A 25,911-nucleotide genomic window follows, 5' to 3' on the forward strand; every position below is an offset into this window, starting at 1 on the left:
TTTTCCTTCGTCTGCGGTGTTTCCCGCTGACAAAAAATATAGTATCATAAAATAAAAAGTTCGTCAATAACTTTTTTTAAAAAAAATACACATTTTTTTCAAATGTGTATTTTTTATTTAATTATAAAGTATCTGTTACTTTTTTATCAATAACTTTATCTTGTGAATCATATATAGTTACTCTAACTTTTTTTCCTTTCAATTTTTCAATTTTCATTGAACTTTCTATTTTTGATTTCCCAGTTCTTTCTGTTCTTCCAAATTGTGAATCAATAGTATCACTTATAGTTCCTCCTGCTCCAAGAATTTCTATTTTTTGTTTTAATAATTCCGAGCTATTTCCCTTAGAGTTTGAATCTGCTGTTATTTTTAAATTTGAAGTTTTTGAATTATAAGAAATTTGCAAATTAGAAATATTTGTCCCTCTTTTTATCTCTCCGTAATATCCATATATACTAATTCCAACTTCTGTTATCATTTTTATTTGAGCGTCTACTTTACCTTCATTTTTATTCAATGACTCTTTCAAAGGAATTTCTTTAAACACAACATAACTTTTATATTCTCCAGCTTCCATTCCTACTTCAGGCTTTACTCTAAATCTTACCACTTGTTTGCTACCTGGTTTGATAGCGACCATTTTAGGATATAACTTTATATGATTATTTAAACTATATTTTTCATATCCAGGAGCACTTTCTAAAAAACTTTCTAATCTCATTGGACTTGTTGTGTTATTTATTAAAGTTATTTCGTTGGTGTTTATCTTATCTAATCCTATTTCAAACCTTGTTGGAGCTACACTAAAATTAAAAGAATAGCTTGTCAACATTACTAAAAAAAACATAATTCCTAATATAAATTTTTTCATTTTTTTACTCACTCCATTTCACTTAATATTTTATCATATTTTTCATATTTTAAACTTCTATTAAATTTCTTAAATCTATCTACAATAGAATCTTTTAACTCTTTATCTTTTTTCAATACGCTTCCATTACTATCAACTTCATTTCCTTGTATAAATCTAGACTTTTGAGCTACTAAACCTGCTTTATCATAAATTATAATTTCACCATCTTTTAAACCATTTTTATAATTTACAACAGTTTTTATATCTCCTGTTTTATAAAAAAACTTCCAAACTCCTTCTCTCTTATTATTTTTATAAGTGCCCTCTAACATTTGTGCACCATCTGCTCCAAATATTTTTATTCCACCATCTATTTTTCCATATTTAAAATTTGTTAATGTTTCTAATATTTCACCTTTATAGAAAAATACAGCTTCACCTTCTAAAAGTCCATTATAGTATTCTACTTTTGTCAGCAATTCACCAACTGGTGAATATTTTACAACTTTACCATGTAAAATCCCATCCTCTAAATTTTCATAACCTTCCATATTTTTATTTTCATAAAAATATGTCCATTGACCGTTCGGTTTATCATAATTATACTTCAGAATTCCCTTAGTATCTCCATTCAAGTATTTTAATGTCCAAACCCCATGTTTAATACCATTTATATATTTTCCTTCATATACAAATCTTTCATTTTTATCTTGAACAAATCCTTGAAAAAATCCATTTTTTATTCCATTTTCATATTGTTCTTTTATCCCTTCACCTATTAACTCTCCTGTAAAAGGAGAGGTTTCATTTACCAAATAAACTATCTGGTTTCTTAATGACTTTTTATTTATATTCTCTTTCCTTAAACTGGAAAAGGTCAGATTATATAGTACAATATAAGTGATTAAAAAATTTATAACCCATCTTTTCTTCAACCTCTCTCTCTCCTTTTAAAAATTATTTAAAATATCATCTAAATCATACCCAGTATCACTTTCATCATTTTGATCTTCATTAGATACAGATTCATTCTCTTCACTAATAGATTTATTCACAATAACGTCATAACCTTCGAAATATTCCCCTTCATCCTCATGAATAAGTTTAATATCTACCTCTAAGTAATCTTTTATAAATTTTATATCATCACTACCTAAATAGTTAAACTTCATTTTATATTTTCCAGGTAATACATTTTCAAAGAAAAACATTCCATCAAACTCCGGATCTATCTCTTTATATAGTTCACCATTTTTTTCTAAGGCTATATTAGTCATACTTAGTATTCTTATTAATTCTTGTGATGAAATATTTTCTCCTGGAATGATATTTCCTGTTACCATTGATACTGCTTGAACCCCTATATCATATCTTGTTCCTATTGATGCTCTTGTTTGAACTTTTTTCTTATCTATAACTTGAGTTAACATTGGATCAATACTTTTTCTATCTACCTCTACTTTATAATTCTCAAGAGGAAGTAATCCAGGTACAATATACTCTCCATTCAAATCAGAAACTACTTTTTTACCATCAACAACTACTGTTACATCTGGTAACACAGTTTCTTCAACATCATACTTTCCATTATCATTAGAATCTATATAAACTTTCCCATAAATCCACGAGTTATCAACTTGTCTATCTCCCACATCTCTTTTTAAATTAGATATATCAAATGTTTTTTCTATGGTTATCCCTGTGTTTAATTCTCCATTTTCTTTTCTAGATACAGGAAGTTCCACATAAATATTTTTATCTAAATACATAGTAAAATCTATTGAAAATCTGCTTTTTTTCTCTTCATTATACAAAAGTTCTGTTCCTAAAACATATTCCATTCCTGTAGAAAAAAACTCTCTTCTTCTTCCTAATACCTTTAAAGAATAGTCTGTTTTCAAGTCTTCATTCTTTTCTATATTAGCCTGTAAAATCATTGTAAATCCAGACATTCCACCATAGCTCACTCCAGGATTTATAGAATAACTTTTTTTGCTCGTTTCTTTTTGGGTCATTTCCGCATCTAGAAATAATGAAAAGTTTCTAATACTTCTGTTTTCCAAACTTATATAATATCCTTTTTCTCTAGTTTTTTCATTAGTTTTTAGTTCCTCTTGATATCCTAATCCTATTCTTGTTGTAATAAAGTCTCTAGAAATTCCAAAAGAGTTATATTCTATTGTATTATTCTCTTCACTTATATAAGGAGAGTATTTAAAATGCTTTATATTTAAACTATAATCTTTTATTTTTTGATTTATTCTAATTTCATAACTATTTTCTTGATTTTCTGTTTCATAAAAATTTTGAAAATTGATTACCATTGGATAACTATTAGATAATCCAATTTTATATATAATCTCATTTTTTAATATACTATATTTTCTATTTTTTTCAGATTCTAACTCTAATACTCCTATACCTAAAGTCAAATTCTTAGTAACTCCATAATTTATTTCATTTACACTTTGACTTCTTCCATTATTTTTTTCTTGTCCAAATTGTATATTATAATCCCACTCATTTTCACCAAGTAAATTTGAATCTCCAACTGTATATACTTTTCTTGTTTCTATTTGGCCATTTTTATAATAAATTTTTAATGAATAGTCTCCTCCATAATTTCGATCTCTCACTTCAAATACAAAGTTCTTTTCTATAGGTCTTTGATAATCTAATAATACTCCACTTTGATATAATTCAATTACATCTGCTCCTTGAGCTTCACCTTTTATCGTTGTTATATTTCCAACAGTAGAACTATACGTATTTTTTTCACCAAAACTAAACCCTTCAACCATTCCATTTATATTCAAAAAATCTGGTGTTTTTATATAAAACTCTCCTAAAATCACATCGTTTTTTTTATAAACATCATTATAAGTTAAATTATAATTTTTCATAGAACTTTCTGGCTCTAAATTATAGTTCAAATATAAATCTCCATATAAAAATTGAGTTCCATACTCTAAGTTAAGCTGATTTTCTTTACTTTCCAAATCTATTTTTGAATAATTTACTTTTATCAACCCTGGAGCTAATATCCTTTTCTCTGGTCTTATTATATTAAACTCTTCATCCTCTTTTTTTTCATTTAATCTAAGCCTCTCAACCTTACCTTTCTCTCTTATTTCAAAAGGCAATATAAACTCTGGATTTAAAGTTAACTTCAAGTCCTGACTTGACCAATTAGATTCTTTAAATTTAAAATCATTTTCTAATACTTTTAATTCCACATAAATATCATCATCAATTACAAAGTTTTTTCCTGATTTTATCTCAACTTTATATTTTTCATTATCCACTTGGAACTGTACAGTTTTTCTTTTTAAATTAACATCAACTGAGTAAATCTCTAAAAAATAAAATAGTCCTTTTATAGGTATATATATTTGATCATTTTCAAAGTCATATCTAGCCATAAAAAAATCATCTTTTAATGATTTACTTTTTATTTCAATGTATGCTTCATCTAGACCTACATCTTCTTGTGCAAATAAATTAGCTGAAGAAAACTGAAAAAAAATAGCTACCAATCCTACATAAGCTATTTTTATTATTTTCATTAGTTATACCTTACCTTTATTTTTAAATCTCCACTATACTTACCTGGTACTGCTTTTTTAGTATCTCTAACCTGTCCAAAAAAAGTTACTTTTTTTTCACCTCTTTCAGATAACCTTGTAGAATATTCTTCATTTCCTGTAGAATATAAGTCCGGACTTGATATCTCAACCTTTATACTACCTTTCCCCATTTTATTAAACATTTCAACTTCTCTTGGGTAGTTAATTATTACATTCCTATTCGGCTCTCCCTCTATGTTTAAATATCCATGATTTCCATGTGACGAAGATAGCATCTGCCCTTGTACTCCTATTCCTAAGTCCATTGGAGTTGTTGAAATTTTTAACGTCTTTACTATATCTAACTCCATTCTTACCTCTATCATAATTCTATCATAGCTAGAGCTATTTTTTCTTTTCCCTTTTAAGATTAATATAATCGGATACGATGTATATTTCCCACTTAATCTCGAGCTATTTCTCACTCCTACAACAGTTCTTACTCTTAAATTACAATTACCATTAAACCCTAAAATAACTTTATTATTCGTATCTATAGTTGCATCCAATGGCTCTATCCACATTTGCTTTATCTTTATTCGCGGTTCTAACATATGACCCTTCTTAAAAAAATCATTTCCAAAACTTTCAAATTCATAAATTAATTTGTCATAACCACCTAATCCTGTTATCTTAAAATTATTCGTTAAATAATCTATATTTTGATATCCCTCTCCTACAACTTCTCTTTTTTCAACTAGTCGTGACGTATCTGATTTCATATCTCCAAAAATTACTAAACGAAAAATTAATAGAAAAAACAACAAAACTTTTTTCAAAATATATCATCTCCCATTATTTCAGCAATATATTTGATTTCCCATTTTCTACAGCAATTTTTTCTCTATGTATCAATGGAATATACGGTATATTTTTAGATATTAAAAAAACAATTTTATCATATATTTTATCTCTATTTTCCTTTTCTTCTTCATCTTTTAAAATCTCTAAAAATGGTAAAGATGCATTATACATATCTTGATCACCTATATCATGCACCATTACTTTTCCCAAATTATAAATTAAATACTTTTCATCAAAAAGAACACTATATATAGCTATTTCATAATCTTGATTTTCTAACTTCATTAAGTAAGCCTCTTGTTGGTACGGCACTACTTCTACTAAAACCCCTTTTAATTCTAATTGTTTTTTCAAACTATTAGCAATTTTTATAGAAATATCGTCATTTAAAACAGTTATCTCTATTTTTTTATTTTTTACACTACTTTTATTTAAATCATCAATTGAAAAACTACTTTTTCTTACAATAGATAACTTTGACTCAAACAAACTTTCTGGAAAGAATGTACTTACAGATTTTTCTTTAAAAATATTTTTCAAAATTTCATCCTTATCGATAGCACTTTCTATAACTTGTCTATTTTTTTTATCTGTAAAAATTTTATTTTTATTTCCAAATATTATTGCAACTGTATCCAACTCTTTTGTCTTTTTTAATATTGCATTCTTATCAATAAGTCCTTCTTTTTGAAGTTCTTCTATTTGTTTTGGACTCAAATCTAAAACAACATCAACATCCTCATTAAAATATAAAAGTGCTCTTTTTCTATCACTTATCTCTGATAAAATCTCTATTTTAAAAGGACCTGGATTTTTCTTAAAATATTTATCATTCTTAGATAAAATAACCTCTTTACTTGTTATTTTATCCAATTTATATGGCCCAGTTCCATAAATAATTCCATTTTCATACTTAGTTATTGAACACATATAATAAGTCAACATTGATAAAAAAAGATTATTTTTTCCTCTTAACTTTATCTCTATTGTATTTATATCTATAATTTTTATATTTTGAATATCATTAAAAAAATCTTTAAAAACACCACTTTTTAACATCCTCTCAAAAGATTCTTTTACATCTTTTGCTGACATTTTATCCCCATTTTGAAAATAAACATCTTCTCTTAACTTAAGTTCTAAAACTCTGTCATCTTTCCATTCCCATTTTTCAACTAAATTTGGAACAACTTCACCTTTTTCATTATAATTAAATAATGTATCATAAAGATAGTCTACAACTCTCATTGAATACTGATCCTTCATTAAAATAGGATCTACAGTTGCTATTTTAACTGCTTGCACTATTTTTATTTCATCATTATTACTATTAATTATATTATCTTTATTTAAATCACTATACTCATTAAATGGTATCTCTTCTAAATAAGTTTCCACTTCTCCAAAAGTTAAGGTTATTGTCAGAGTAAATAAAATTAAGCATAAATATCTTTTCAAATTTTCACCTCTTAATATTATTTATTATTTTTTATTGCAGAATAGAATTCTGTTGCTAAATCTAACGACTCTTTATTTTCTTCATAAATCTTTTCAAATTCTTTATTATTTGCTACAAAAATATCAACTAGTTCTGGATCAAAACTTTTTCCTTTCTCATTTTCAATCATTGTTAAGGCTTCTAAATGAGACAGTGCACCTCTATGGAATTTCTTTTGTCTCAATGCATCATACACATCAACAACAGCTACAATTCTCGCTTCTAGCGGAATATTCTCTCCTTTCAATCCTAAAGGATAACCACTTCCATCCCATTTTTCATGGTGATATCTAACTATATTTTCAGCTACTTTTCCTAGTTTTAATTTTTTTACTAGATCATACCCTATATTTACATGTTCTTTCACTTTATTAAATTCATCTTTAGTTAATTTAGATGGTTTTTTCAAAATTTCTGATGGAATTGCAACTTTTCCTATATCATGCAAAGAAGAAAATCTTTTAATATTCTCTCTTGATTCTGTAGGAACATTTGCCTTTTCAGATAAAAGGGTTGAATACATCCCTAGTCTTTTCACATGATCTCCTGTATCTTCATCATTTAGTTGATTTGCCATCTCTAAAACTTCGATTAATGAAAAACTTAATTCTTCAGCTTTTTTTCTATTTTTTTCAGATTTAACTATTAATATTATTAAAATAAATATAAATATTACTACTGGTATTGATATTTTTAAAATTAATTTATAATTTTGAGTAACTATAGAATTTTTTAACAAATTATTATCTATAACTGTTTTATCAACAGTGAAACTTTCTAATATTGTTTCTATTAAATTTGATAACTCTTTTTGTTCTTTTGAAATTCCAAAACTAACTCCAAAAGAATCATTTAATATTCCAGCTACTTTAATTTTATCATCTAAAAAATTATTACTTATTACTCCCGTCAATATATTAAAATAACCTACTAAATATTCACCATCTTGACTTAATAACTTTTCTAATCCCTCTTCATAACTTTCAACTTCTATTATCTGACTATTTTTTAGTATATTTTTTAAATAAGTATAGCTATAATCCCCTTTTAATACTAATATTTTAGCTTTATCTAAATCTGAAATATTTTGTATAAACCCATCAGATTTTCTATTTGCCACTGATAATTTCATTTCATAGTATGGTTTTGTATAATTAATTTTACTTTTACCTTCACTATTTTCAATGGCTATTCCTTCCATATCATATTCTCCATTTTTTATAAAAACAAATGGCACCCCTATTATTTGCTCTAACTCTTTAGTTATATTAACTGTTAATCCTTGGTAAATACCCTTTTGTTCATAGTAAAAAGGTAACATAAATTTATCTTTTCCTAATTTCACTTTTATAGTTTTATAGCTTTCCTTTACTTTTTCATAACTTGGTGTATCTTTTAGTAAATACTTATAAAATTCTATTCTATTTTTTGATAATAATTTTTGAAAACTATCTCCTTCTATAGTGTCCATAGTTTCCTCTATCTCTTTATGAATATTTTTCAAATTTTTCTTAATTGCTATTTGTTCGTTATATCTAATATTCTCTAAAAGTTTATAATTTGTTTCTCCTGAATTTTTATCATACCAATCTTGTGCTATAAAAGCATCAACTTCTCCCTCTGAAAGTTTTTCTAATCCTTCGTCTAAGTTTTTCACTTCGATTTTTTCTAGATTTAAGTTGTTGTATCTTTCTTTAAACTCTTTTAATCCATGTTGATTTGGAATATATGCTACTTTCAAATTTTTTACATTTCCTAAGTTGGAAAGTGTGGAATTTTTATTAACAACAACTCCTACTCTATATATCATTGGAGTATCAAAATAATCATACACTCTCTTCCCATCAAGAGTTTCAATCGTTCTTAGTACAACGTCACTATCTTCACCATCTAAATTTATACTTATATTTTTATTTTTTAATACATCTGCAAAAATATCTATATAAACTCCTTGATATTCACCTTTCTCTAAATCTTTATACAAATACATATCTGTTGTATTTGATGGTATTGTTATATTAATGTTATCTTTTGAAAAAATACTACAACTTACTAACATTAAATATAATAATATTATTTTTTTCATTTTTTCCTCCATAAATAATTTTTTGCAAAAAAAAACTGCAATAATCACAAAGACTACTGCAGCTGGCTGCCATTTTAAAGACCCTATAGCTTTGCGTCATAGGGTTTCCCCTACTTTGCCTTATAAATAAAGATTTCTCTTTAATTATAATCAATCAAAACATTAAAGTCAACTTTTTATATCTATTTAGAATAGTTTGGAGCCTCTTTAGTTATAATAATATCGTGTGGATGACTCTCTTTTAATCCTGCTCCTGTAATTTTTACAAATTTTCCATGAACTTTTAAATCTTCAATTGTTGATGTTCCACAATATCCCATTCCAGCTCTCACTCCTCCACAAAGTTGGAAAACAACATCTTTCAAACTTCCCTTATACGAAACTCTTCCCTCTATTCCTTCAGGAACTAATTTTTTAGCATCATTTTGGAAATATCTATCTTTCGATCCTCTTTTCATTGCTGCCATTGAACCCATTCCTACATATACTTTATATCTTCTTCCCTCATATATCATCTCTTCTCCAGGGGCTTCAGTTGTTCCTGCTAATAATCCTCCTAACATTACACAATCTGCTCCTGCCGCTAAAGCTTTTACCATGTCTCCAGATAGTTTTATTCCACCATCTGCTATAACACCAATCCCTCTTGTTTTACAAACTTCATATACATCATTAACTGCTGATAATTGAGGAACACCTACTCCAGCTACAACTCTCGTTGTACAAATAGATCCTGGTCCTACTCCTACTTTAACAGCATTTACTCCAGCTTCTATTAAATCTAAAGCTGCTTCTGCAGTTACTATATTTCCACCAATTATGTTTAACTTAGGAAAATTTTCTCTAATCTCTTTTATTTTTTCCATAACACCTTTTGAATGACCATGTGCTGAATCTACAGTTATTATATCTACACCAGCTTCTACTAGAGCTTTTACTCTTTCTAAAGTATCTGCTCCAACACCAACTGCTCCACCAACTCTTAATCTTCCTTGAGAATCTTTACATGCAAATGGATACTCTACTAAATTATCAATATCTTTTATTGTTATTAGTCCTTTTAACTTTCCATTTTCGTCAACTATTGGTAATTTCTCTATTCTATTTTCTAATAATATATCTTTTGCTTCTTCTAATGTTGTTCCAACAGGTGCTGTTACTAAATTTTCTTTTGTCATTATGTCACTTACTAATTGATCCATATCTTTTCTATACTTCAAATCTCTATTTGTTATGATACCAATCAATGACCCATCTTCTTCAATTACTGGTAATCCTGATATTTTATATCTTCTCATTATCTCTTCAGCATGCCATACTGTAGAATCTTTAGTTAAAGTTACTGGATTTTTTATCATTCCGCTTTCATTTCTTTTTACTCTGTCTACTTCAGCAGCTTGATCTTCTATACTCATATTTTTATGTATAAATCCAATTCCACCTTGTCTTGCTAAAGCTATTGCTAAGTCTCCTTCTGTTACTGTATCCATCGCTGCACTTAAAACTGGAATATTCAATTCGATATCCTTTGTAAGTCTTGTTTTTAAACTCACTTCATGCGGTAATACCTCTGATCTCGCTGGAACTAATAGCACGTCATCAAAAGTTATTGCTTCTTTTATTATTTTTCCATTCATCATTTTCCTACTGCCTCCAATTATAATTTTCCAATTTTTAAATAAAGACCTGCACTTTTTTTTAGTACTGTGCAGGTCTTTTTTTATTTATTTTCGTTATTATAGCACATTTTTGAGCCTATGTCATTTCTAAAAAATAATTTTTTACAATTTATTTTTTTCACATCTAAATAAGCATTCTTTTTTGCTTCTTCCAAGGTATTTCCATAAGCTACCACAGATAATACTCTTCCACCATTTGTTTCAATTTTGCCATGAACTTTTCTAGTTCCCATATGAAATACTACAGATTCTAAATCCTTTGGTATTTCTATTTCACTTCCTATTGTTGATGATTTTGGATAATTTTCTGAAGCCATTACCACTGCTACTGTATATCTATCATCCCACTCTAAGTCTACATCTTTATTTTCCATTAAATCCAATATTGCTTTAACAAAATCTGACTTTAATCTTGGAAGAATCCCCTCAGCTTCGGGATCTCCAAATCTAGCGTTAAACTCTATCGTCTTTACACCATCTTTTGTTAACATTATTCCACCAAAAAGAAATCCTTTAAATGAAATTCCATCTTTTGCCATTCCTTTAGCCATTGGTTTTAATATTTTTTCTAAAGTTTCATCTATTACATTCGAATCAATTTTATCTACTGGTGAGTAAACTCCCATTCCACCAGTATTTGGCCCTTCATCATTATCATAAGCTCTTTTATGATCTTGGGCTATTTCTAATGGAATTACTGTCTCGCCATTTGTTAAAGCGATTATAGAAAATTCAAACCCATCTAAGTACTCTTCTATTACAACCTTATTATTCGGGATACTAAAAGCTACTTCTAATGCTTCAATTGCCTCTGACATTAAAAATGCAACAGTTACACCTTTTCCTGCTTTTAATCCATCCTCTTTTATAACTATTGGAGTACCTTTTTCTTCTACATACTTTACTGCTAATTCCAAGTCAGTAAATGTTTCATAATCTCCAGTAGGTACACCATATTTTTTCATAAGTTTTTTAGCAAACTCTTTACTTGATTCAATTTTTGCAGCTTCTTTTGTAGGACCAAAGATTTTTAATCCTCTTCTTTCAAATTCATTTACAATTCCTAAAGCAAGAACATTTTCCGGTCCCACAATTGTCAAATCTATTTTATTTTTTTGAGCAAAATCTGCTAACTCTTCTATTTTTTCTTCTGGGATATTAATCAATGTACCTAAGCTTTCCATACCAATATTCCCAGGGGCTATAAATATTTCTTTAACTAAATCACTTTCTTTTACTTTCCATGCAATTGCATGTTCTCTTCCACCTTTTCCAACTATAAGAACTTTCATAAACTCCTCCAAAATTAATGTTTAAAGTGCCTAACTCCTGTAAATACCATAGCTATTCCATGCTTATTACACGCCTCTATTGAAAGGGTATCTTTTATTGATCCTCCTGGTTGAATTATAGCTGTAATTCCAAATTTAGCAGCTAACTCTACTGTATCGTCCATTGGGAAAAACGCATCAGAAGCTAAAACCGCTCCTTCACACTTTTTGTGTCCCTGCTCTAAAGCTATTTTAGCAGCACCCACTCTATTCATTTGTCCTGCCCCTATTCCTATAGTCTGGTTATCTTTTCCCACAACAATCGCATTAGACTTTACATGTTTTACAACATTCCAAGTAAATATCAATGCTTCTATCTCTTCATCTGTTGGTTTTCTTTCAGTTACACATATAAGTTCATCTTTAGATACTTTCATCTCATCAAACTCTTGAATTAGTGCTCCATCCATAACAGATGTTACTTTCATTTTATTTAAAATTTCACTTTCCATATCAATTTGTAATACTCTTATATTTTTCTTTTGAGTAATAATATCTAAAGCTTCTTTTTCAAAACTTGGAGCTATTATAATTTCTAAAAATAATTTCGATAAATCTTCTGCAACCATTTTTGTTATACATGAATTGCTTACAACAATTCCTCCGAAAATCGATGTTTTATCAGCTTCATAAGCTTTTTTCCAAGCTTCATTTATATTTTTTCCACTTCCTACACCACATGGATTCATATGCTTAACTGCAACTACAGTTGGTTCTTTAAACTCTTTCAATATTTCTAATGCTGCATTAGCATCTTGGATATTATTATATGATAACTCTTTCCCGTGTAATTGTTTGGCATTTCCCATAGAGTATCCTGCAAAGCTTTTTTTGTAAAACCCAGCTTTTTGATGTGGATTCTCTCCATATCTTAAGTCTTGTACTTTTTCATAAGTTACAGTTATTGTTTCTGGGAATTTTTCTTCCACTTTATTTGTTAAATACTCTGCAATTAAAGTATCGTATGATGACGTATGTCTAAATACTTTTGCTGCTAATCTCTCTCTCGTTTCTAATAAGGTATCTCCAGCTTCTTTTAGCTCACAAACCACTGCTTTATAATCCTTTGGATCAACTATTACTGTAACTGATTTGTAATTTTTAGCTGCTGATCTTAGCATACTTGGCCCACCTATATCTATATTTTCAATTAACTCTTCATGAGTTACATTTTTTTTAGCTAATGTTTCTTTAAATGGATATAAATTTACAACTACCATATCTATTAAATCTATTTTATTATCTTCTAAAGCTTTTAAATGATTTTTATTATCTCTAACACACAATAATGCTCCATGAACATTTGGATGTAATGTTTTTACTCTTCCATCCATAATTTCTGGAAAACTTGTAATATCCGATATACTTAATGTCTTTATCCCCGCTTCATCTAATGTTTTCTTTGTCCCACCTGTAGAAATTATTTCATATCCTAACTCTACTAACTCTTTAGTTAATTCTACTATTCCTGTTTTATCAGATACACTTATTAACGCACGTTTCATCTATATTATTCTCCCTTTTTAAATAACTTTGTTAAAATCATAGGATAAATTCTATGTTCTATTTCATGTATTTTATTTTTAAGATCCTCTAATCCCCATTGAGGGTCTATTTTTAATCTTTCTTGATATATTATCTCCCCTGTATCAACTCCACTATCCACATAATGAATAGTCACTCCTGTTTTACTTGCTCTAGCTTTGTATGCATCTCCAATACCATCTTTTCCTGGAAATTCAGGTAAATAAGCTGGATGGATATTTATTATTTTATTAAAATATTCCTCCAATAATATTGGCGATATTATCCTCATATATCCCGCTAAAACTATATATTCTATCTCAGATTTTTTTAATATATCTATAATCTTCTCTTCAAATTCCATTTTTGTGTTATACTCTTTTGGATTAATAAAATAATATGGTATCCCTAACGACTTTGCTCTTTCTATAGCGTATGCACTCTCTTTATCAACAATTAGAACTTTAACTTCGTATCCTTTTCCCTCTCCTGACTTTTGAGCTTCAACTATCCTCTGAAAATTCCCACCATTTCCAGAAGCAAAAACAGCAATTTTTACCATTTTATTTCTACTCCTACTTTTCTATTAACTTCCCCTAATATCATTGGCTTTTCTTGTAACCCCTCTAATTTTTCAACTAATTTATCTAAATTTTCTTTAGATACAACAAATATGAATCCAACTCCCATGTTGAATACATTAAACATCTCTTTTTTAGGAATATTTCCTTTTTCTTCTAAAAATTTAAATACTTGAAGCTCATTTATATTTTTAGAATCAATTTCTACTCCCATCCCCTCAGGTATAATTCTAGGTATATTCTCATAGAATCCGCCACCTGTAACATGGCACATTCCTTTTATATCTATATTTTTTAAAACTTCTTTTACTGTTTTTACATATATCTTTGTTGGTGTTAACAACTCTTCCCCTAAAGAGTTTTCAAATCCCTCATATATTTTTTTCAAATCTAAATTTGCATCTTTTATTATTTTTCTAACTAAAGAAAAACCGTTTGAATGAACTCCACTAGATGATATTCCTACAAGAACATCCCCTTCTTTTATGTCCTTTCCAGTTATTAAATCTTTTTTCTCTACAGCTCCAACTGTAAATCCAGCTATATCATAATGCCCTTCACTATACATTCCAGGCATCTCTGCTGTCTCTCCCCCTATTAATGCACATTCTGCCTTAACACATCCATCAGCTACACCTTTTACTATAGCTTCAATTTGTTCTGGATAGTTTTTCCCAACAGCTATATAATCTAAAAAATATAATGGCATTGCACCTTGAACTAAAACATCATTTACACACATAGCCACAACATCTTGACCTATTGTATCGTGTTTATCCATTTCAAATGCTAGCATTAATTTTGTTCCAACACCGTCTGTTCCACTAACTAAAACTGGTTCTTTCATTCCAAGTTCTGATAAATCAAACATTCCACCAAATGCTCCTAAACTATTCATTGCCCCTTTTACTTTAGTTCTTTCAACATGACTTTTAATTCTTCTAACTGATTCATATCCAGCTTCTAAGCTAACTCCAGCTTCCATATATTTATTGCTCACTTTTATCGACCCCTATTTCTTTAAATTTTCTAATAAACTAAACATACTAGTTGGATATTTTCCAGTAAAACATGCTAGACATATATTTTTTCCTAATCCTTCTATCATTCCATCATTTGATAAAAATGCTAAAGAATCTGCTCCAATGTATTCTCCTAATTCTTTTGGTGATAATCTTGTACTTATCAATTCATTATATGTAGAGGTATCCACTCCATAAAAACATGGACTTATTATTGGAGATGATGCTATTCTCATATGAACCTCTTTTGCTCCTGCATCCTTTAATAATTTTATTATATGTTTAGATGTTGTTCCTCTTACTATCGAGTCGTCTACAAGTACAACTCTCTTATCTTTAACAACAGCTTCCATAGCTGAAAGTTTCATCTTTACTCCACGTTCTCTTTGGTGCTGATTTGGCTTTATAAATGTTCTACCCACATATCTATTCTTTACAAGTCCCATTTCATAAGGAATTCCCGAGAAATCTGAGTATCCCATTGCTGAAGATAAAGATGAATCTGGTACTCCTATAACTATATCTGCTTCAACTGGACTTTCTTTCGCAAGTATTGCTCCACAGTTTCTTCTACTTGTATGAACATTCAAACCATTTATACTACTATCTGGTCTTGAAAAATATATGTATTCCATAGAACACATTTTATCTTGAGTACAGTCTGTATATTGAAACGACTCTATTTCATCTTTAGAAACTTTTAAAACTTCTCCTGGCTTTAACCCTCTTATGTAATCAGCTCCTACTATTTCAAAAGCTGAACTTTCAGAACTAAACACATATCCATCTTCTAATTTCCCCATCGATAAAGGCCTAAATCCATTTTTATCTCTAATTACAAAAAGATTTTCATTATTCATTATAAGGAATGAAAAAGCTCCTTCTAATTTAGGTAATGCTTTAAGTATTTTTTCATGAAAATCCCCAACTTCTCTCTGAATTAAGTGTCCTATTATTTCACTATCTGATGTTGTATGAAAAATACTTCCCATTGCTTCTAATTGCATTTTTAATTCTTTTGCATTTACTATATTTCCATTGTGAGCAATTACAAAGTCTCCAGTGTGAGAACGAACTAATATAGGTTGAACATTTTCAATTCCTCCTCCACCTGTTGTTGAGTATCTAACATGACCAATAGACATATTTCCAGGAAGTTTAGCTATTCTTTCTGTATTAAAAACTTCAGTTACTAATCCTTCTCCTTTTTCTCTAATGATACTTTCTCCATCAGAGGAAGCTATTCCAGCTCCCTCTTGACCCCTATGTTGTAATGAATGTAGCCCATAATATGTTAGTTGCGCTGCATCCTCTACATTAAATACTCCAAACACTCCACACTCTTCATTTATTTTTCCACTTAAAAAATACTCTATCTCTTTTATCATTTTTACCCCACTATTTTATTTAGTCTTGCTAAAACTTCTTGATAAGCTTCTTCGATATCTCCTAAATCTCTTCTAAATCTATCTTTATCCAATTTTTTTCTAGTTTCTTTATCCCATAGTCTACAACAATCTGGTGATATCTCATCTGCTAGGATAATATTCCCTTCGTTATCTTTTCCAAACTCTATTTTAAAATCCACTAACTCAATCCCTACTTTATCAAATAAATCTTTCAATAACTCATTGATCTTTTTAGTTTGAGAATAAATATTTTCTAACTCATCTTTTGTAGCAAGTCCTAAAGCAACCGCATGATAATCATTTATCATAGGATCACCTAGCTCATCTTTTTTATAACATATTTCAAATATTGGGTTTTCTAAAATTTGTCCCTCTTCCATCTTAAAAAGTTTTGCAGTAGATCCTGCTAGAGTATTTCTAACAATTACTTCTAGTGGAATAATCTCTACTTTTTTACAAAGTTGAGCTCTTTCTGATAAATTTTCTACCAAATGAGTTTCTACACCGTTTTTCTTTAAATAATCATATATTAATGTTGTAATTTGACTATTTAATATTCCTTTATTGTGTATTTGACCTTTTTTTAAATTATTAAAAGCTGTTGCATCATCTTTATAATAAATAATAACTTCGTTAGGATTCTCTGTTTTGTATACTTTCTTTGCTTTTCCCTCATATAATTTATTTGCTTCTACTAATAACATTTGGTCACTCTCCCATTTTAATATTTATTTTTTAAAATAATTAACTCCATTAGTAAAAATATCTTGCATCTTATTTCCATCTATATTTTTTAATAGTCCATCCTCATATCTTTCTGAATGTCCCATCTTCCCTAGTATTTTTCCACATTTAGAAACAATCCCTTCTATTGCATATGTTGACCCATTTAAATTATGATTTTTATCCATTGTCACTTGATTATTTTCATCGCAATATTGTGTTATTACCTGTCCATTTTCAAATAACTCTTTTGCGAAATCTTCACTTACTACAAATTTTCCCTCTCCATGAGACATTGGTATATTATGAGTTTCTCCTACAGTAAATGAGCTCATCCATGGAGAATTATTTGAAACAATTTTTGTGCTAACTACTCTTGATACATGTCTGTTTATATCATTTCTAAATAATGTTGGTGAGTCTTTAGTTACACTATCTACATTTCCATAAGGTAATAACCCTGATTTTATAAGAGCTTGGAATCCATTACATATTCCTAGTACCAATCCATCATTTTCTAAGAACTTTTCCATACTCTCTTTTATCTTTTTATTTTGTAAAATATTTGCTATAAACTTTCCAGAACCATCTGGCTCATCCCCTGCACTAAAACCTCCAGGAATCATAAATATTTGAGCTGATTTTATTTTTTCAGATAAGGTATCTATACTTTCTTTTATCTCTTCAACACCTAAGTTATTGAATACATATATTTCAACCTCTGCTCCAGCTCTTTCAAAAGCCTTTTTAGTATCATATTCGCAATTAGTACCTGGAAATACTGTTATTAAAACTTTTGGTTTATCATAAAGTTTTTTAGCTTTAAACTCTTTTTTAGTAATATATTCTTTTTCGATTACTTCTCCAATTGTTTCTGCTGTATATGGATATATTTTACTGTATCTCTTTTCCCATATATTTATTAAAGAGTCTATTTCAAACTTTTCTTTATTTAATTCAATAACTTTCTCATCAATTGTTGTTCCTAAAAGAATTCCATAATCTAATTCTTTTGCTGATTCTACTATTATATCCCCTGGCATTAAATTAAATAGATTTTCTTTTGTTTCAATTTTAGCTCCGATTTTATTTCCAAAAGACATCTTTATAACAGCTTCTGCTATTCCACCAAACTTTATTGTTGATGCTGATATTACTTCTTTTGATTTTATTGAATTTTCTAATAGCTCAAAGTTTTCTTTTAATCTTTTATAATTTGGTAAATCACCAAAAAGTCTTTCACTTTTTATTAGATATATTTTATTTCCTGCTTCTTTAAATTCAGACGATATTATATTTTTTACACTCTCTGTTGTTACTGCGAAAGATATCAAAGTTGGAGGTACATCTAAGTCTTTAAAAGTTCCACTCATACTATCTTTTCCACCTATCGCTGGAGTTTCAAATTCAAGTTGTGCTTCAATTCCTCCTAATAATGCAGCAAAAGGTTTCCCCCATCTTGTTGAATCTTTTCCTAATTTTTCAAAATATTCTTGGAAAGATAATCTTGCTTTTTTATAACTTCCACCTAATGCAACAATTTTTGCTAAAGATTCTATTACTGCATATTGAGCTCCCAAATATGGAGAATATTCCGATATTAGTGGGTTATAACCATAAGTCATTATTGAACAAGTATTTGTAAATTTATCTGTTGGAAGCTTTTGAACACTTCCCTCTGATTCGGTTAATTGATACTTTCCTCCATATGGCATAAGAACTGTGCTTCTTCCTATTGAAGCATCAAACATCTCTACCATTCCCCTTTGAGAAGCTACGTTCATATCCTGTAAAACTTTTTCTACTTTTTCTTTTATATCCGTTACTTTATTTTCTAAAAATGGATTTTCTATTTCTGTAGATACAACTTTTACATCTTGAATTTGTCTAACACCATTTGTATCTAAAAAATCTCTTGAAATATCTACAAGTGTTTCATTTTTATATTTTATTACTAATCTTTCTTCCTCTGTTACTACAGCAACCAATGCCGATTCTAAGTTTTCTTCTTTAACTAATCTTTGAAACTTCTCCACATCTTTTGCCTCTACTACTACAGCCATTCTTTCTTGAGATTCTGATATAGCTAATTCAGTTCCATTAAGTCCTAAATATTTCACTGGTACTGTATCTAAATTTATCTCTACTCCCCTTGCAATCTCTCCAATAGCAACGCTAACTCCTCCTGCTCCAAAATCATTTGATTTTTTTATAAGTTTTGTTACTTCTGGGTTTCTAAATAACCTTTGGATTCTTCTCTCTACAGGGGCATTACCTTTTTGAACTTCTGACGAACATTTAGTTAATGACGTTTCATTATGTTCCTTAGATGATCCAGTCGCTCCTCCTACACCATCTCTACCAGTTTTTCCTCCAAGTAAAATTACTGCATCACCTGGAACAGGGCTTTCTCTTCTTACATACTCTTTTTTTACTGCTCCAACAACTGCTCCAACTTCCATTCTTTTAGCTTTATACCCATTATGATAAATCTCTTTTACAAAAGTAGTTGTTAGTCCTATCTGATTTCCATATGAAGAATATCCATGTGCTGCTCCTTTAGATATTTTTTCTTGTGGTAATTTATTTGCTAACGTTTCTTCTATACTTTCAGTTATATCTCCTGCTCCTGTAACTCTCATAGCTTGATAAACATATGCTCTTCCTGACAATGGATCTCTTATAGCTCCACCTACACAAGTGCTTGCTCCTCCAAATGGTTCAATTTCTGTTGGATGATTGTGAGTTTCATTTTTAAACATCAGTAACCATTTCTCTAACTTGCCATCAACATCTACCTCTATCTCGATGCTACATGCATTTATCTCTTCTGATTCCTCTAAATCATCTAATTTACCTATTGATTTTATATATCTTCCACCAATTGTTGCCATATCCATTAAAGTTAAAGGTTTTTCTTCTCTACCTAATTTCGCTCTCATATCTATATATTTTTCAAAAGCATCCTGAATATTTTTTGTTAAATCTCCACATTCAATTTTTATATTTTTTAAATATGTTTCAAAAGTTGTATGTCTACAATGATCAGACCAATAAGTATCTAAAACTTTTATCTCTGTCTCTTTTGGATCTCTTTTCTCTTCATCTCTAAAATAATTTTGAATATGTTTTAGGTCTTCAAGAGTCATAGCTAGTCCATGCTCTAATAAAAAACTTTCTAGTTCTTCTGAATTTTTATTTATAAATCCTACATAAGTTGGCACTGGTTCTATATCAACATTTTCCTCTAGTGTCAAAACATTTAATTTTTTTTCTCTAGTTTCAATAGGATTTATTAAGTAATCTTTTATTTTATCAAAACTTTTTATCTCTCCATGAAAAATTAAAAGTTTACCACTTTTTATTTGAACACCAGCTTTATTATTTAATAACATTAAGCATTGCTCTGCAGAATCAGCTCTTTGATCATATTGTCCTGGTAAAAATTCCATTGCTAAATATTTTTTTCCATCTAATTCAACTTCTTCATAAACGTCATCTGTTACTGGTTCAGATAAAACTTTATTTTTTAAAAGATTTAAATCCTCTTCTGTGCAGTTAAAAATATCATATACGTTATATAAATCTATTTTATTTATCTTATCCTCTTTTAAGTTTTCTAAAAGCTCACTCTTTAGTCCTAAACTCTCTACTTGAAATCCATCCTTTTTCTTAACAAATACTCTTTTATTCATTATTCCTCCCTAAAATGAATCAGCTTTTAAAATTAGCTCTTCTAGATTTTCACCACAATAGTTTATATGGCCCATTTTTCTATTTTTTTTCCATTCTGACTTTCCATATATGTGAACATTCATATTATGTTCTTTTTTAATTTTTTTTACTTTCTCCTGATCTTCACCCATTATATTTAACATCACTACTTTTGTTAAAAGTTTTACTTCAGGTAGTTTCTCTCCTAAAATCCCCATTAAATGAATATCAAATTGAGAATAATTACATGCATCCATTGTATAATGTGCACTATTATGTGGTCTTGGAGCCATTTCATTAAAATAAATTTCATTCTCTTTAATAAAAAATTCTATTCCTAATGGTCCATATATATTTAATTTTTTTATAATTTCCTGAGATGTTTTTTCCACTTTTTCTAAAATATCTTTCGATACCCTTGCAGGAACTATAGTTTTATTTAAAATTCCATTTTTATGGATATTTTCTCCAATTGGAAAACTTACTATATCTCTATTTATTCCTCTAACAACTAAGCATGAAACTTCTTTATCAAATCTAATCATCTCTTCTAAAATATACTCTACATTTTCATTCCAATTAATACTTTTTAAATCTTTCTCTTCTAATAATTTCCATTGTCCTTTTCCATCATATCCCCCTGAACAAGTTTTTAAAATAGATGGATATCCAATTTCATCAATAGCTTTCTTTAATTCTTCTAAATTTTTAACACCTTTAAATTTTGCAGTTTTAACTCCAATTTGTTTTACTGCCTCTTTCTCTCTAACTCTATGTTGACTTAAATACAGTGGTCTCTTTCCTTGAGGAATATTGCCATCATTTTCTTTTAAATAGTCTACTATTTCACTTGGTACATTTTCAAACTCGTATGTTATCACATCAGTAATTTCACATAGCTTTTTTAAACTCTCTTTGTTGTTATATTCAGCTTCAATATGCTCATCAGCACTAAATCTTCCGCATGAATCTGGATTAGGATCTAAAATTATTGTTCTACAGTTTAATTTTTTTCCTGAATCACATAGCATCTTAGCTAGTTGTCCTCCACCTAAAATTCCGACTCTTCTAGATTTTTTCATCTAAAATCATCCTTTCCATATTTTTTCTATACTCGACAATTTTTTCTGCTAACCTTTCATCCTTTAAAGCTAATATCTTTACAGCTAATAATGCGGCATTTTTAGCTCCTCCTATTGCTACAGTTGCTACAGGAACACCTCCTGGCATCTGAACAATTGATAAAAGTGAATCTATTCCTTTTAAAGTTTTACTTTCAATAGGTACTCCAATAACTGGTAAGTCAGTTAAACTAGCAACCATACCAGGTAAATGTGCTGCTCCTCCCGCTCCTGCTACTATAACTTCTAGCCCTCTTTTTTTAGCTTCTTTCGCATAGTCAAACATTAAATTAGGAGTCCTGTGTGCTGAAACTATTTTTATCTCATGCTCAACTCCAAAATCTTTTAAAACATTTACACATTCATTCATAGTTGGTAAATCAGATTTACTTCCCATTATTACACCTATTTTCACTCTTTATCCTCCCTAAAGTTAAAAATAAAAAACGCACATTACTAAAAAGGTTACAACTATCCCTTTTTAATAATCTGCGTTTTTACACACTTATTCCATTTGTTAGTTTTTTTATTTTTTATCTTTTCTTTTCTCTGTTTTCTCGTTATTATTAACACTTGATTGACTCCCCTTTATTTTTTGGGTCAACAAAAAAAGTCTATAAAAAAAGGAAATTACAATAGTAATTCCCTACAAGATCAAATTTAAAATATATCAAAAAAACATACATTTAAAATTTATCCTTGTAGTCTGCCAATTTACGGTGGCAGGTAGAGACTCGTTGACCTTATTTCAACTATTATACAAGTTTTATTTATTTTGTTTTTTAATACTTTTCCTATTTCAATACTAACACACTGTTCTATTTTTTTCAACTATTATTTTTTTTATAAAAAAATTTCCCTGAGTTAATACTCAGGGAATCCTTATTTTTCTTATACTTTTTGCTTCTTTAACTTTTTCTTCATTCTATCAATAAAGTCTTCAACCATAATGTATAGAACTGGAATTACTACTAGTGTTAGCAGTGTTGAGAATGATAAACCAAATATAACAGCTATAGACATTCCTGAATATAACTCTGCTCCCTCTCCAAATCCTAAAGCAAGAGGAATCATACCACATACTGTTGTCATTGTAGTCATCAAAATTGGTCTAAGTCTTGTTTTACACGATTCTCTTACAGCATCATTAAGTTCATATCCTCTTTCTCTTAAAATCTTAATAAAGTCAATAAGAACTATGGCGTTATTAACAACGGTTCCTGCTAGCATTATTATTCCAATCATTACCATCATGTCAAATGGAGAGTTTGTGATTAATAATCCTCCATAAACACCAATCATTGCTAACGGTACTGATGCTAATATAATCCCTGGAAGTAAGAAGTTTTCAAACTGTGATGCCAGAATAGCGTATATTAAGAATATTGAGATTCCAAGAGCCATTCCCATTTGAACAATTGCTTCGTTAAACAATTGCGACATTCCACCCCATGAATAAGAAACACCTTTTGGCGGGTTAGTTGCTTCAAATGCATCTACGATTTCACTTTGAACTTTACTTAATCCTATTCCACCGTCATTTGCTGAAACTGATGCATAGAATATCTTATCTGTTTTAGTTACTTCTGATGCTCCCTCTGCCATAACAATATCCGCTACATCTGATACTTTTACAAATTTACCATCTGCTCCTCTAACATTTAACTCCTCTAAAGTTGAAACCTTAGTTCTTGAATCTTTTGGTAATCTTATTAAAACATCAATCTCTTCTGTTCCTGTTTTTACAGATAGTGTTTGTCCAGTTGCTCTATTTCCTCCAAGGAAAGAGTAACTTATTGTTCTACCTATATCAAATGGACTAATTCCATGTGCTCTTAATTTATCTCTGTTTAAGACAACTCTAGCTTCTACATTTCCTGGTTCTATACTTGATGTAATATCTATAATACCAGGATTTTGACTAATTTTATCTTGTACTTGTTTTGCTATATTTTCAGCAACATCTAATGAATCAGAAGATATTCTAAATTCAACGTCTCTATTTCCACCTGCTGATTGATAATCATCTTTTAAGTTAAACTTAATTCCAGGTATTTTTTCTAATTCAGGTCTTAAATTATCCATTACTTGGAATATTGATACATCTCTATCAGTCTTTGGCCCTATATCAACGTTTACAATACCTACTCCTGTTTTTACAAGAGAGATATATGTTTTTGTTAAAGGATTATTTTTTACTACTTCAACTGCTTGCTCTGTAATCTCTTCTGCTCTTTCAACAGAAAGTCCTTTTTCTAGTTCTAAAACAACAGAATATCTACCATAATCTTGTTTTGGTATAAACTCTGTTCTTGTTAACATTGGTCCTATTATCATCATAACCATAAATGTTAAAAATGCTAATGCAACTGTTTTCTTTCTATTTGTAATTGCCCACTCTATTATTTTTTCATATCCACTTTTTACTTTTCCAAATATCTTACCCTCTTTAGTAATATCAGCATTAGCTTTTAAAAATCTACTTGCTACCATTGGCATTAGAGTTAATGATACTATTAAAGCGGCAACGTTAGAGAATATTATTGATAATGACATATCTCTAAATATCTCTCTTGCAATACCAGGAATAAACAATACTGGAATAAATACAACCATTGTTGTTAATGCTGATGCTAATATTGCTACAGCAACTTCCGATGCTCCATCTTCTGACGCTTCCATTACTGGTTTTTTTAATTCCGTTATATGTCTATAGATATTATCTATAACAACAACTGAGTTGTCCGTTAGCATTCCTACTCCAATAGATAATCCCATTAGAGAGATAACGTTTATCGTTACTCCTAAAAGAGATAAGAAAGCGAATGTAAATATAATAGCTATTGGTAATGCTAATGATATCAGCATTGTAGCTCTAATATTTTTTAAGAATACTAAAAGTACTATTGTCGCTAGAACAAGTCCTGTAATCGCATTTCCTTTTACTCCTGAAATCGATGAATTAATATTTTCAGAGTAATCCATTACTGTTGTTACTTCTACACCTTTAGGAAAGTATGGCTTCATCTCTTCTAATGCTATCTTTGCATTATCTGTAATCGATAAGATATTTCCATCTGTAGACTTTTCAATAACTAACATTACCGATGGTTTTCCATTAAGTTTAGTTATCTCACTTTGATCTTCAGTAGTTAGTACTACATTAGCAATATCTTTTAATCTAAGAGTTTTACCGTTACTTCTTAAAATCATATTTTCAAATTCATCTAAGTAGTTAAATTCTCCCATAAATCTGGCAACAACATCTTTTCCTCCAGTTTTAATAACTCCTAAAGGAACATTTATTGATGATGTTTTTATTAAATCATACAACTCATTCGGTGTTAAATTATATGATGCTAATTTATCTGTATCAAATTGAATTTGAATCTGTTTATCTGGAGATCCTAATGTATCAACACTTCCAACCCCTCCAATTCTTTCAAATCTTGGAGTCATGAACTCATTTACAAATGTTGTCAATTCTAAGAAATTTGGACCTGATACGTTTAGCATCATCGCAGTATTTCCTGAACCTGCTAACTTTTTCTGTGTCGTAGGTTTTGATGCATCATCTGGTAACTCTCCTGATATAGCATCAATCTCTCTTTGAACATCTCCTCTTTTTAAATCTATGTTTACACCATAATCAAACTCTATACTTACAACTGATCTTTCAAATGATGATGTAGATGTTATCTTTTTAATTCCATCAACACCTGATAGTGAGTCTTCTATTTTTTTAGTAATCTGACTGTTTACATCTTCTGGAACAGCTCCATTCCAAGTTGTAGTAATTACAACCATTGGAATATTCATATTAGGAAGTAGTTCTGATTTCATTGATAGCATCGAAACAATTCCTAAGAATACCATCGAGACCATTACCATTACTGTTGCAACGGGCCTACGTATAGCAATACCTGCTAATGACATATAT

General features: G+C 29.2%; 17 protein-coding genes and 2 riboswitches. All 17 genes read right to left on the reverse strand.

Going from position 1 to position 25,911, the window contains the following annotated elements:
- Positions 1-121: 121 nt before the first annotated feature.
- The 17 genes from HMPREF0202_RS11290 to HMPREF0202_RS11370 all read right to left on the reverse strand — a co-directional run bounded on the left by HMPREF0202_RS11290 (position 122) and on the right by HMPREF0202_RS11370 (position 25,907).
- Positions 122-871: a fimbria/pilus periplasmic chaperone gene (locus tag HMPREF0202_RS11290; protein WP_040407368.1), complete on the reverse strand. Its 750-nt coding sequence runs from the start codon at positions 869-871 to the stop codon at positions 122-124.
- Between the two features lie 8 nt (positions 872-879).
- Positions 880-1,788 (reverse strand): toxin-antitoxin system YwqK family antitoxin, encoded by a 909-nt coding sequence (locus tag HMPREF0202_RS11295; protein WP_040407369.1) that lies wholly within the window; start codon positions 1,786-1,788, stop codon positions 880-882.
- Positions 1,789-1,803: 15 nt separating this feature from the next.
- The gene (locus tag HMPREF0202_RS11300; RefSeq protein WP_023050927.1) at positions 1,804-4,419 is read right to left on the reverse strand and encodes a hypothetical protein; all 2,616 of its coding nucleotides are present in this window, start codon (positions 4,417-4,419) and stop codon (positions 1,804-1,806) included.
- Positions 4,419-5,258 (reverse strand): hypothetical protein, encoded by an 840-nt coding sequence (locus HMPREF0202_RS11305; protein WP_040407371.1) that lies wholly within the window; start codon positions 5,256-5,258, stop codon positions 4,419-4,421. The genes HMPREF0202_RS11300 and HMPREF0202_RS11305 overlap by 1 nt, the downstream gene beginning before the upstream one ends.
- A gap of 16 nt (positions 5,259-5,274) precedes the next feature.
- A complete protein-coding gene (locus HMPREF0202_RS11310) occupies positions 5,275-6,741 on the reverse strand; it encodes an ABC transporter substrate-binding protein (RefSeq protein ID WP_040407373.1) in 1,467 nt (488 codons plus the stop codon).
- 17 nt (positions 6,742-6,758) lie between these two features.
- The gene (locus tag HMPREF0202_RS11315; protein ID WP_040407375.1) at positions 6,759-8,867 is read right to left on the reverse strand and encodes an HD domain-containing phosphohydrolase; all 2,109 of its coding nucleotides are present in this window, start codon (positions 8,865-8,867) and stop codon (positions 6,759-6,761) included.
- A gap of 54 nt (positions 8,868-8,921) precedes the next feature.
- A riboswitch (cyclic di-GMP riboswitch) is annotated at positions 8,922-8,997 on the reverse strand.
- 52 nt (positions 8,998-9,049) lie between these two features.
- Positions 9,050-10,507, reverse strand: coding sequence for an IMP dehydrogenase (guaB, locus tag HMPREF0202_RS11320; RefSeq protein WP_023050931.1), 1,458 nt, complete (start codon positions 10,505-10,507; stop codon positions 9,050-9,052).
- Between the two features lie 80 nt (positions 10,508-10,587).
- On the reverse strand, positions 10,588-11,838 hold the full coding sequence (gene purD / locus HMPREF0202_RS11325; protein WP_023050932.1) for a phosphoribosylamine--glycine ligase: 1,251 nt from the start codon (positions 11,836-11,838) through the stop codon (positions 10,588-10,590).
- Positions 11,839-11,852: 14 nt separating this feature from the next.
- Positions 11,853-13,382 carry a bifunctional phosphoribosylaminoimidazolecarboxamide formyltransferase/IMP cyclohydrolase gene (gene purH, locus HMPREF0202_RS11330; RefSeq protein WP_023050933.1) on the reverse strand — a complete coding sequence of 510 codons (1,530 nt, stop codon included), beginning with the start codon at positions 13,380-13,382 and terminating at the stop codon, positions 11,853-11,855.
- Positions 13,383-13,387: 5 nt separating this feature from the next.
- Positions 13,388-13,963, reverse strand: a complete 576-nt coding sequence (purN, locus tag HMPREF0202_RS11335; RefSeq protein ID WP_023050934.1) for a phosphoribosylglycinamide formyltransferase — start codon at positions 13,961-13,963, stop codon at positions 13,388-13,390.
- Positions 13,957-14,982, reverse strand: coding sequence for a phosphoribosylformylglycinamidine cyclo-ligase (gene purM / locus HMPREF0202_RS11340; protein WP_040407377.1), 1,026 nt, complete (start codon positions 14,980-14,982; stop codon positions 13,957-13,959). The genes purN and purM overlap by 7 nt, the downstream gene beginning before the upstream one ends.
- A 12-nt stretch (positions 14,983-14,994) precedes the next feature.
- Positions 14,995-16,392: an amidophosphoribosyltransferase gene (gene purF, locus HMPREF0202_RS11345; protein WP_023050936.1), complete on the reverse strand. Its 1,398-nt coding sequence runs from the start codon at positions 16,390-16,392 to the stop codon at positions 14,995-14,997.
- 2 nt (positions 16,393-16,394) lie between these two features.
- Positions 16,395-17,117 (reverse strand): phosphoribosylaminoimidazolesuccinocarboxamide synthase, encoded by a 723-nt coding sequence (purC, locus tag HMPREF0202_RS11350; RefSeq protein WP_023050937.1) that lies wholly within the window; start codon positions 17,115-17,117, stop codon positions 16,395-16,397.
- 24 nt (positions 17,118-17,141) lie between these two features.
- Positions 17,142-20,831, reverse strand: coding sequence for a phosphoribosylformylglycinamidine synthase (locus HMPREF0202_RS11355; RefSeq protein ID WP_023050938.1), 3,690 nt, complete (start codon positions 20,829-20,831; stop codon positions 17,142-17,144).
- 9 nt (positions 20,832-20,840) lie between these two features.
- Positions 20,841-21,932 (reverse strand): 5-(carboxyamino)imidazole ribonucleotide synthase, encoded by a 1,092-nt coding sequence (purK, locus tag HMPREF0202_RS11360; protein ID WP_023050939.1) that lies wholly within the window; start codon positions 21,930-21,932, stop codon positions 20,841-20,843.
- A complete protein-coding gene (purE, locus tag HMPREF0202_RS11365) occupies positions 21,919-22,386 on the reverse strand; it encodes a 5-(carboxyamino)imidazole ribonucleotide mutase (RefSeq protein ID WP_023050940.1) in 468 nt (155 codons plus the stop codon). Before purE ends, purK begins: the two co-directional genes overlap by 14 nt.
- A 267-nt stretch (positions 22,387-22,653) precedes the next feature.
- A riboswitch (purine riboswitch) is annotated at positions 22,654-22,754 on the reverse strand.
- 108 nt (positions 22,755-22,862) lie between these two features.
- A complete protein-coding gene (locus tag HMPREF0202_RS11370; RefSeq protein WP_023050941.1) occupies positions 22,863-25,907 on the reverse strand; it encodes an efflux RND transporter permease subunit in 3,045 nt (1,014 codons plus the stop codon).
- Positions 25,908-25,911: the final 4 nt, after the last annotated feature.

This window comes from Cetobacterium somerae ATCC BAA-474 (genome assembly GCF_000479045.1).
Classification (GTDB): Bacteria; Fusobacteriota; Fusobacteriia; order Fusobacteriales; family Fusobacteriaceae; genus Cetobacterium_A; species Cetobacterium_A somerae.

Excerpts from the sequence above, each read along its gene's own strand:
- HMPREF0202_RS11315 (WP_040407375.1), bottom strand. The coding sequence starts at position 8,867 with ATGAAAAAAATAATATTATTATATTTAATGTTAGTAAGTTGTAGTATT.
- HMPREF0202_RS11370 (WP_023050941.1), bottom strand. The coding sequence starts at position 25,907 with ATGTCATTAGCAGGTATTGCTATACGTAGGCCCGTTGCAACAGTAATG.
- guaB (WP_023050931.1), bottom strand. The coding sequence starts at position 10,507 with ATGATGAATGGAAAAATAATAAAAGAAGCAATAACTTTTGATGACGTG.
- HMPREF0202_RS11355 (WP_023050938.1), bottom strand. The coding sequence starts at position 20,831 with ATGAATAAAAGAGTATTTGTTAAGAAAAAGGATGGATTTCAAGTAGAG.
- purN (WP_023050934.1), bottom strand. The coding sequence starts at position 13,963 with ATGGTAAAAATTGCTGTTTTTGCTTCTGGAAATGGTGGGAATTTTCAG.
- HMPREF0202_RS11300 (WP_023050927.1), bottom strand. The coding sequence starts at position 4,419 with ATGAAAATAATAAAAATAGCTTATGTAGGATTGGTAGCTATTTTTTTT.
- purD (WP_023050932.1), bottom strand. The coding sequence starts at position 11,838 with ATGAAAGTTCTTATAGTTGGAAAAGGTGGAAGAGAACATGCAATTGCA.
- purF (WP_023050936.1), bottom strand. The coding sequence starts at position 16,392 with ATGATAAAAGAGATAGAGTATTTTTTAAGTGGAAAAATAAATGAAGAG.
- purH (WP_023050933.1), bottom strand. The coding sequence starts at position 13,382 with ATGAAACGTGCGTTAATAAGTGTATCTGATAAAACAGGAATAGTAGAA.
- purC (WP_023050937.1), bottom strand. The coding sequence starts at position 17,117 with ATGTTATTAGTAGAAGCAAATAAATTATATGAGGGAAAAGCAAAGAAA.
- purK (WP_023050939.1), bottom strand. The coding sequence starts at position 21,932 with ATGAAAAAATCTAGAAGAGTCGGAATTTTAGGTGGAGGACAACTAGCT.
- HMPREF0202_RS11290 (WP_040407368.1), bottom strand. The coding sequence starts at position 871 with ATGAAAAAATTTATATTAGGAATTATGTTTTTTTTAGTAATGTTGACA.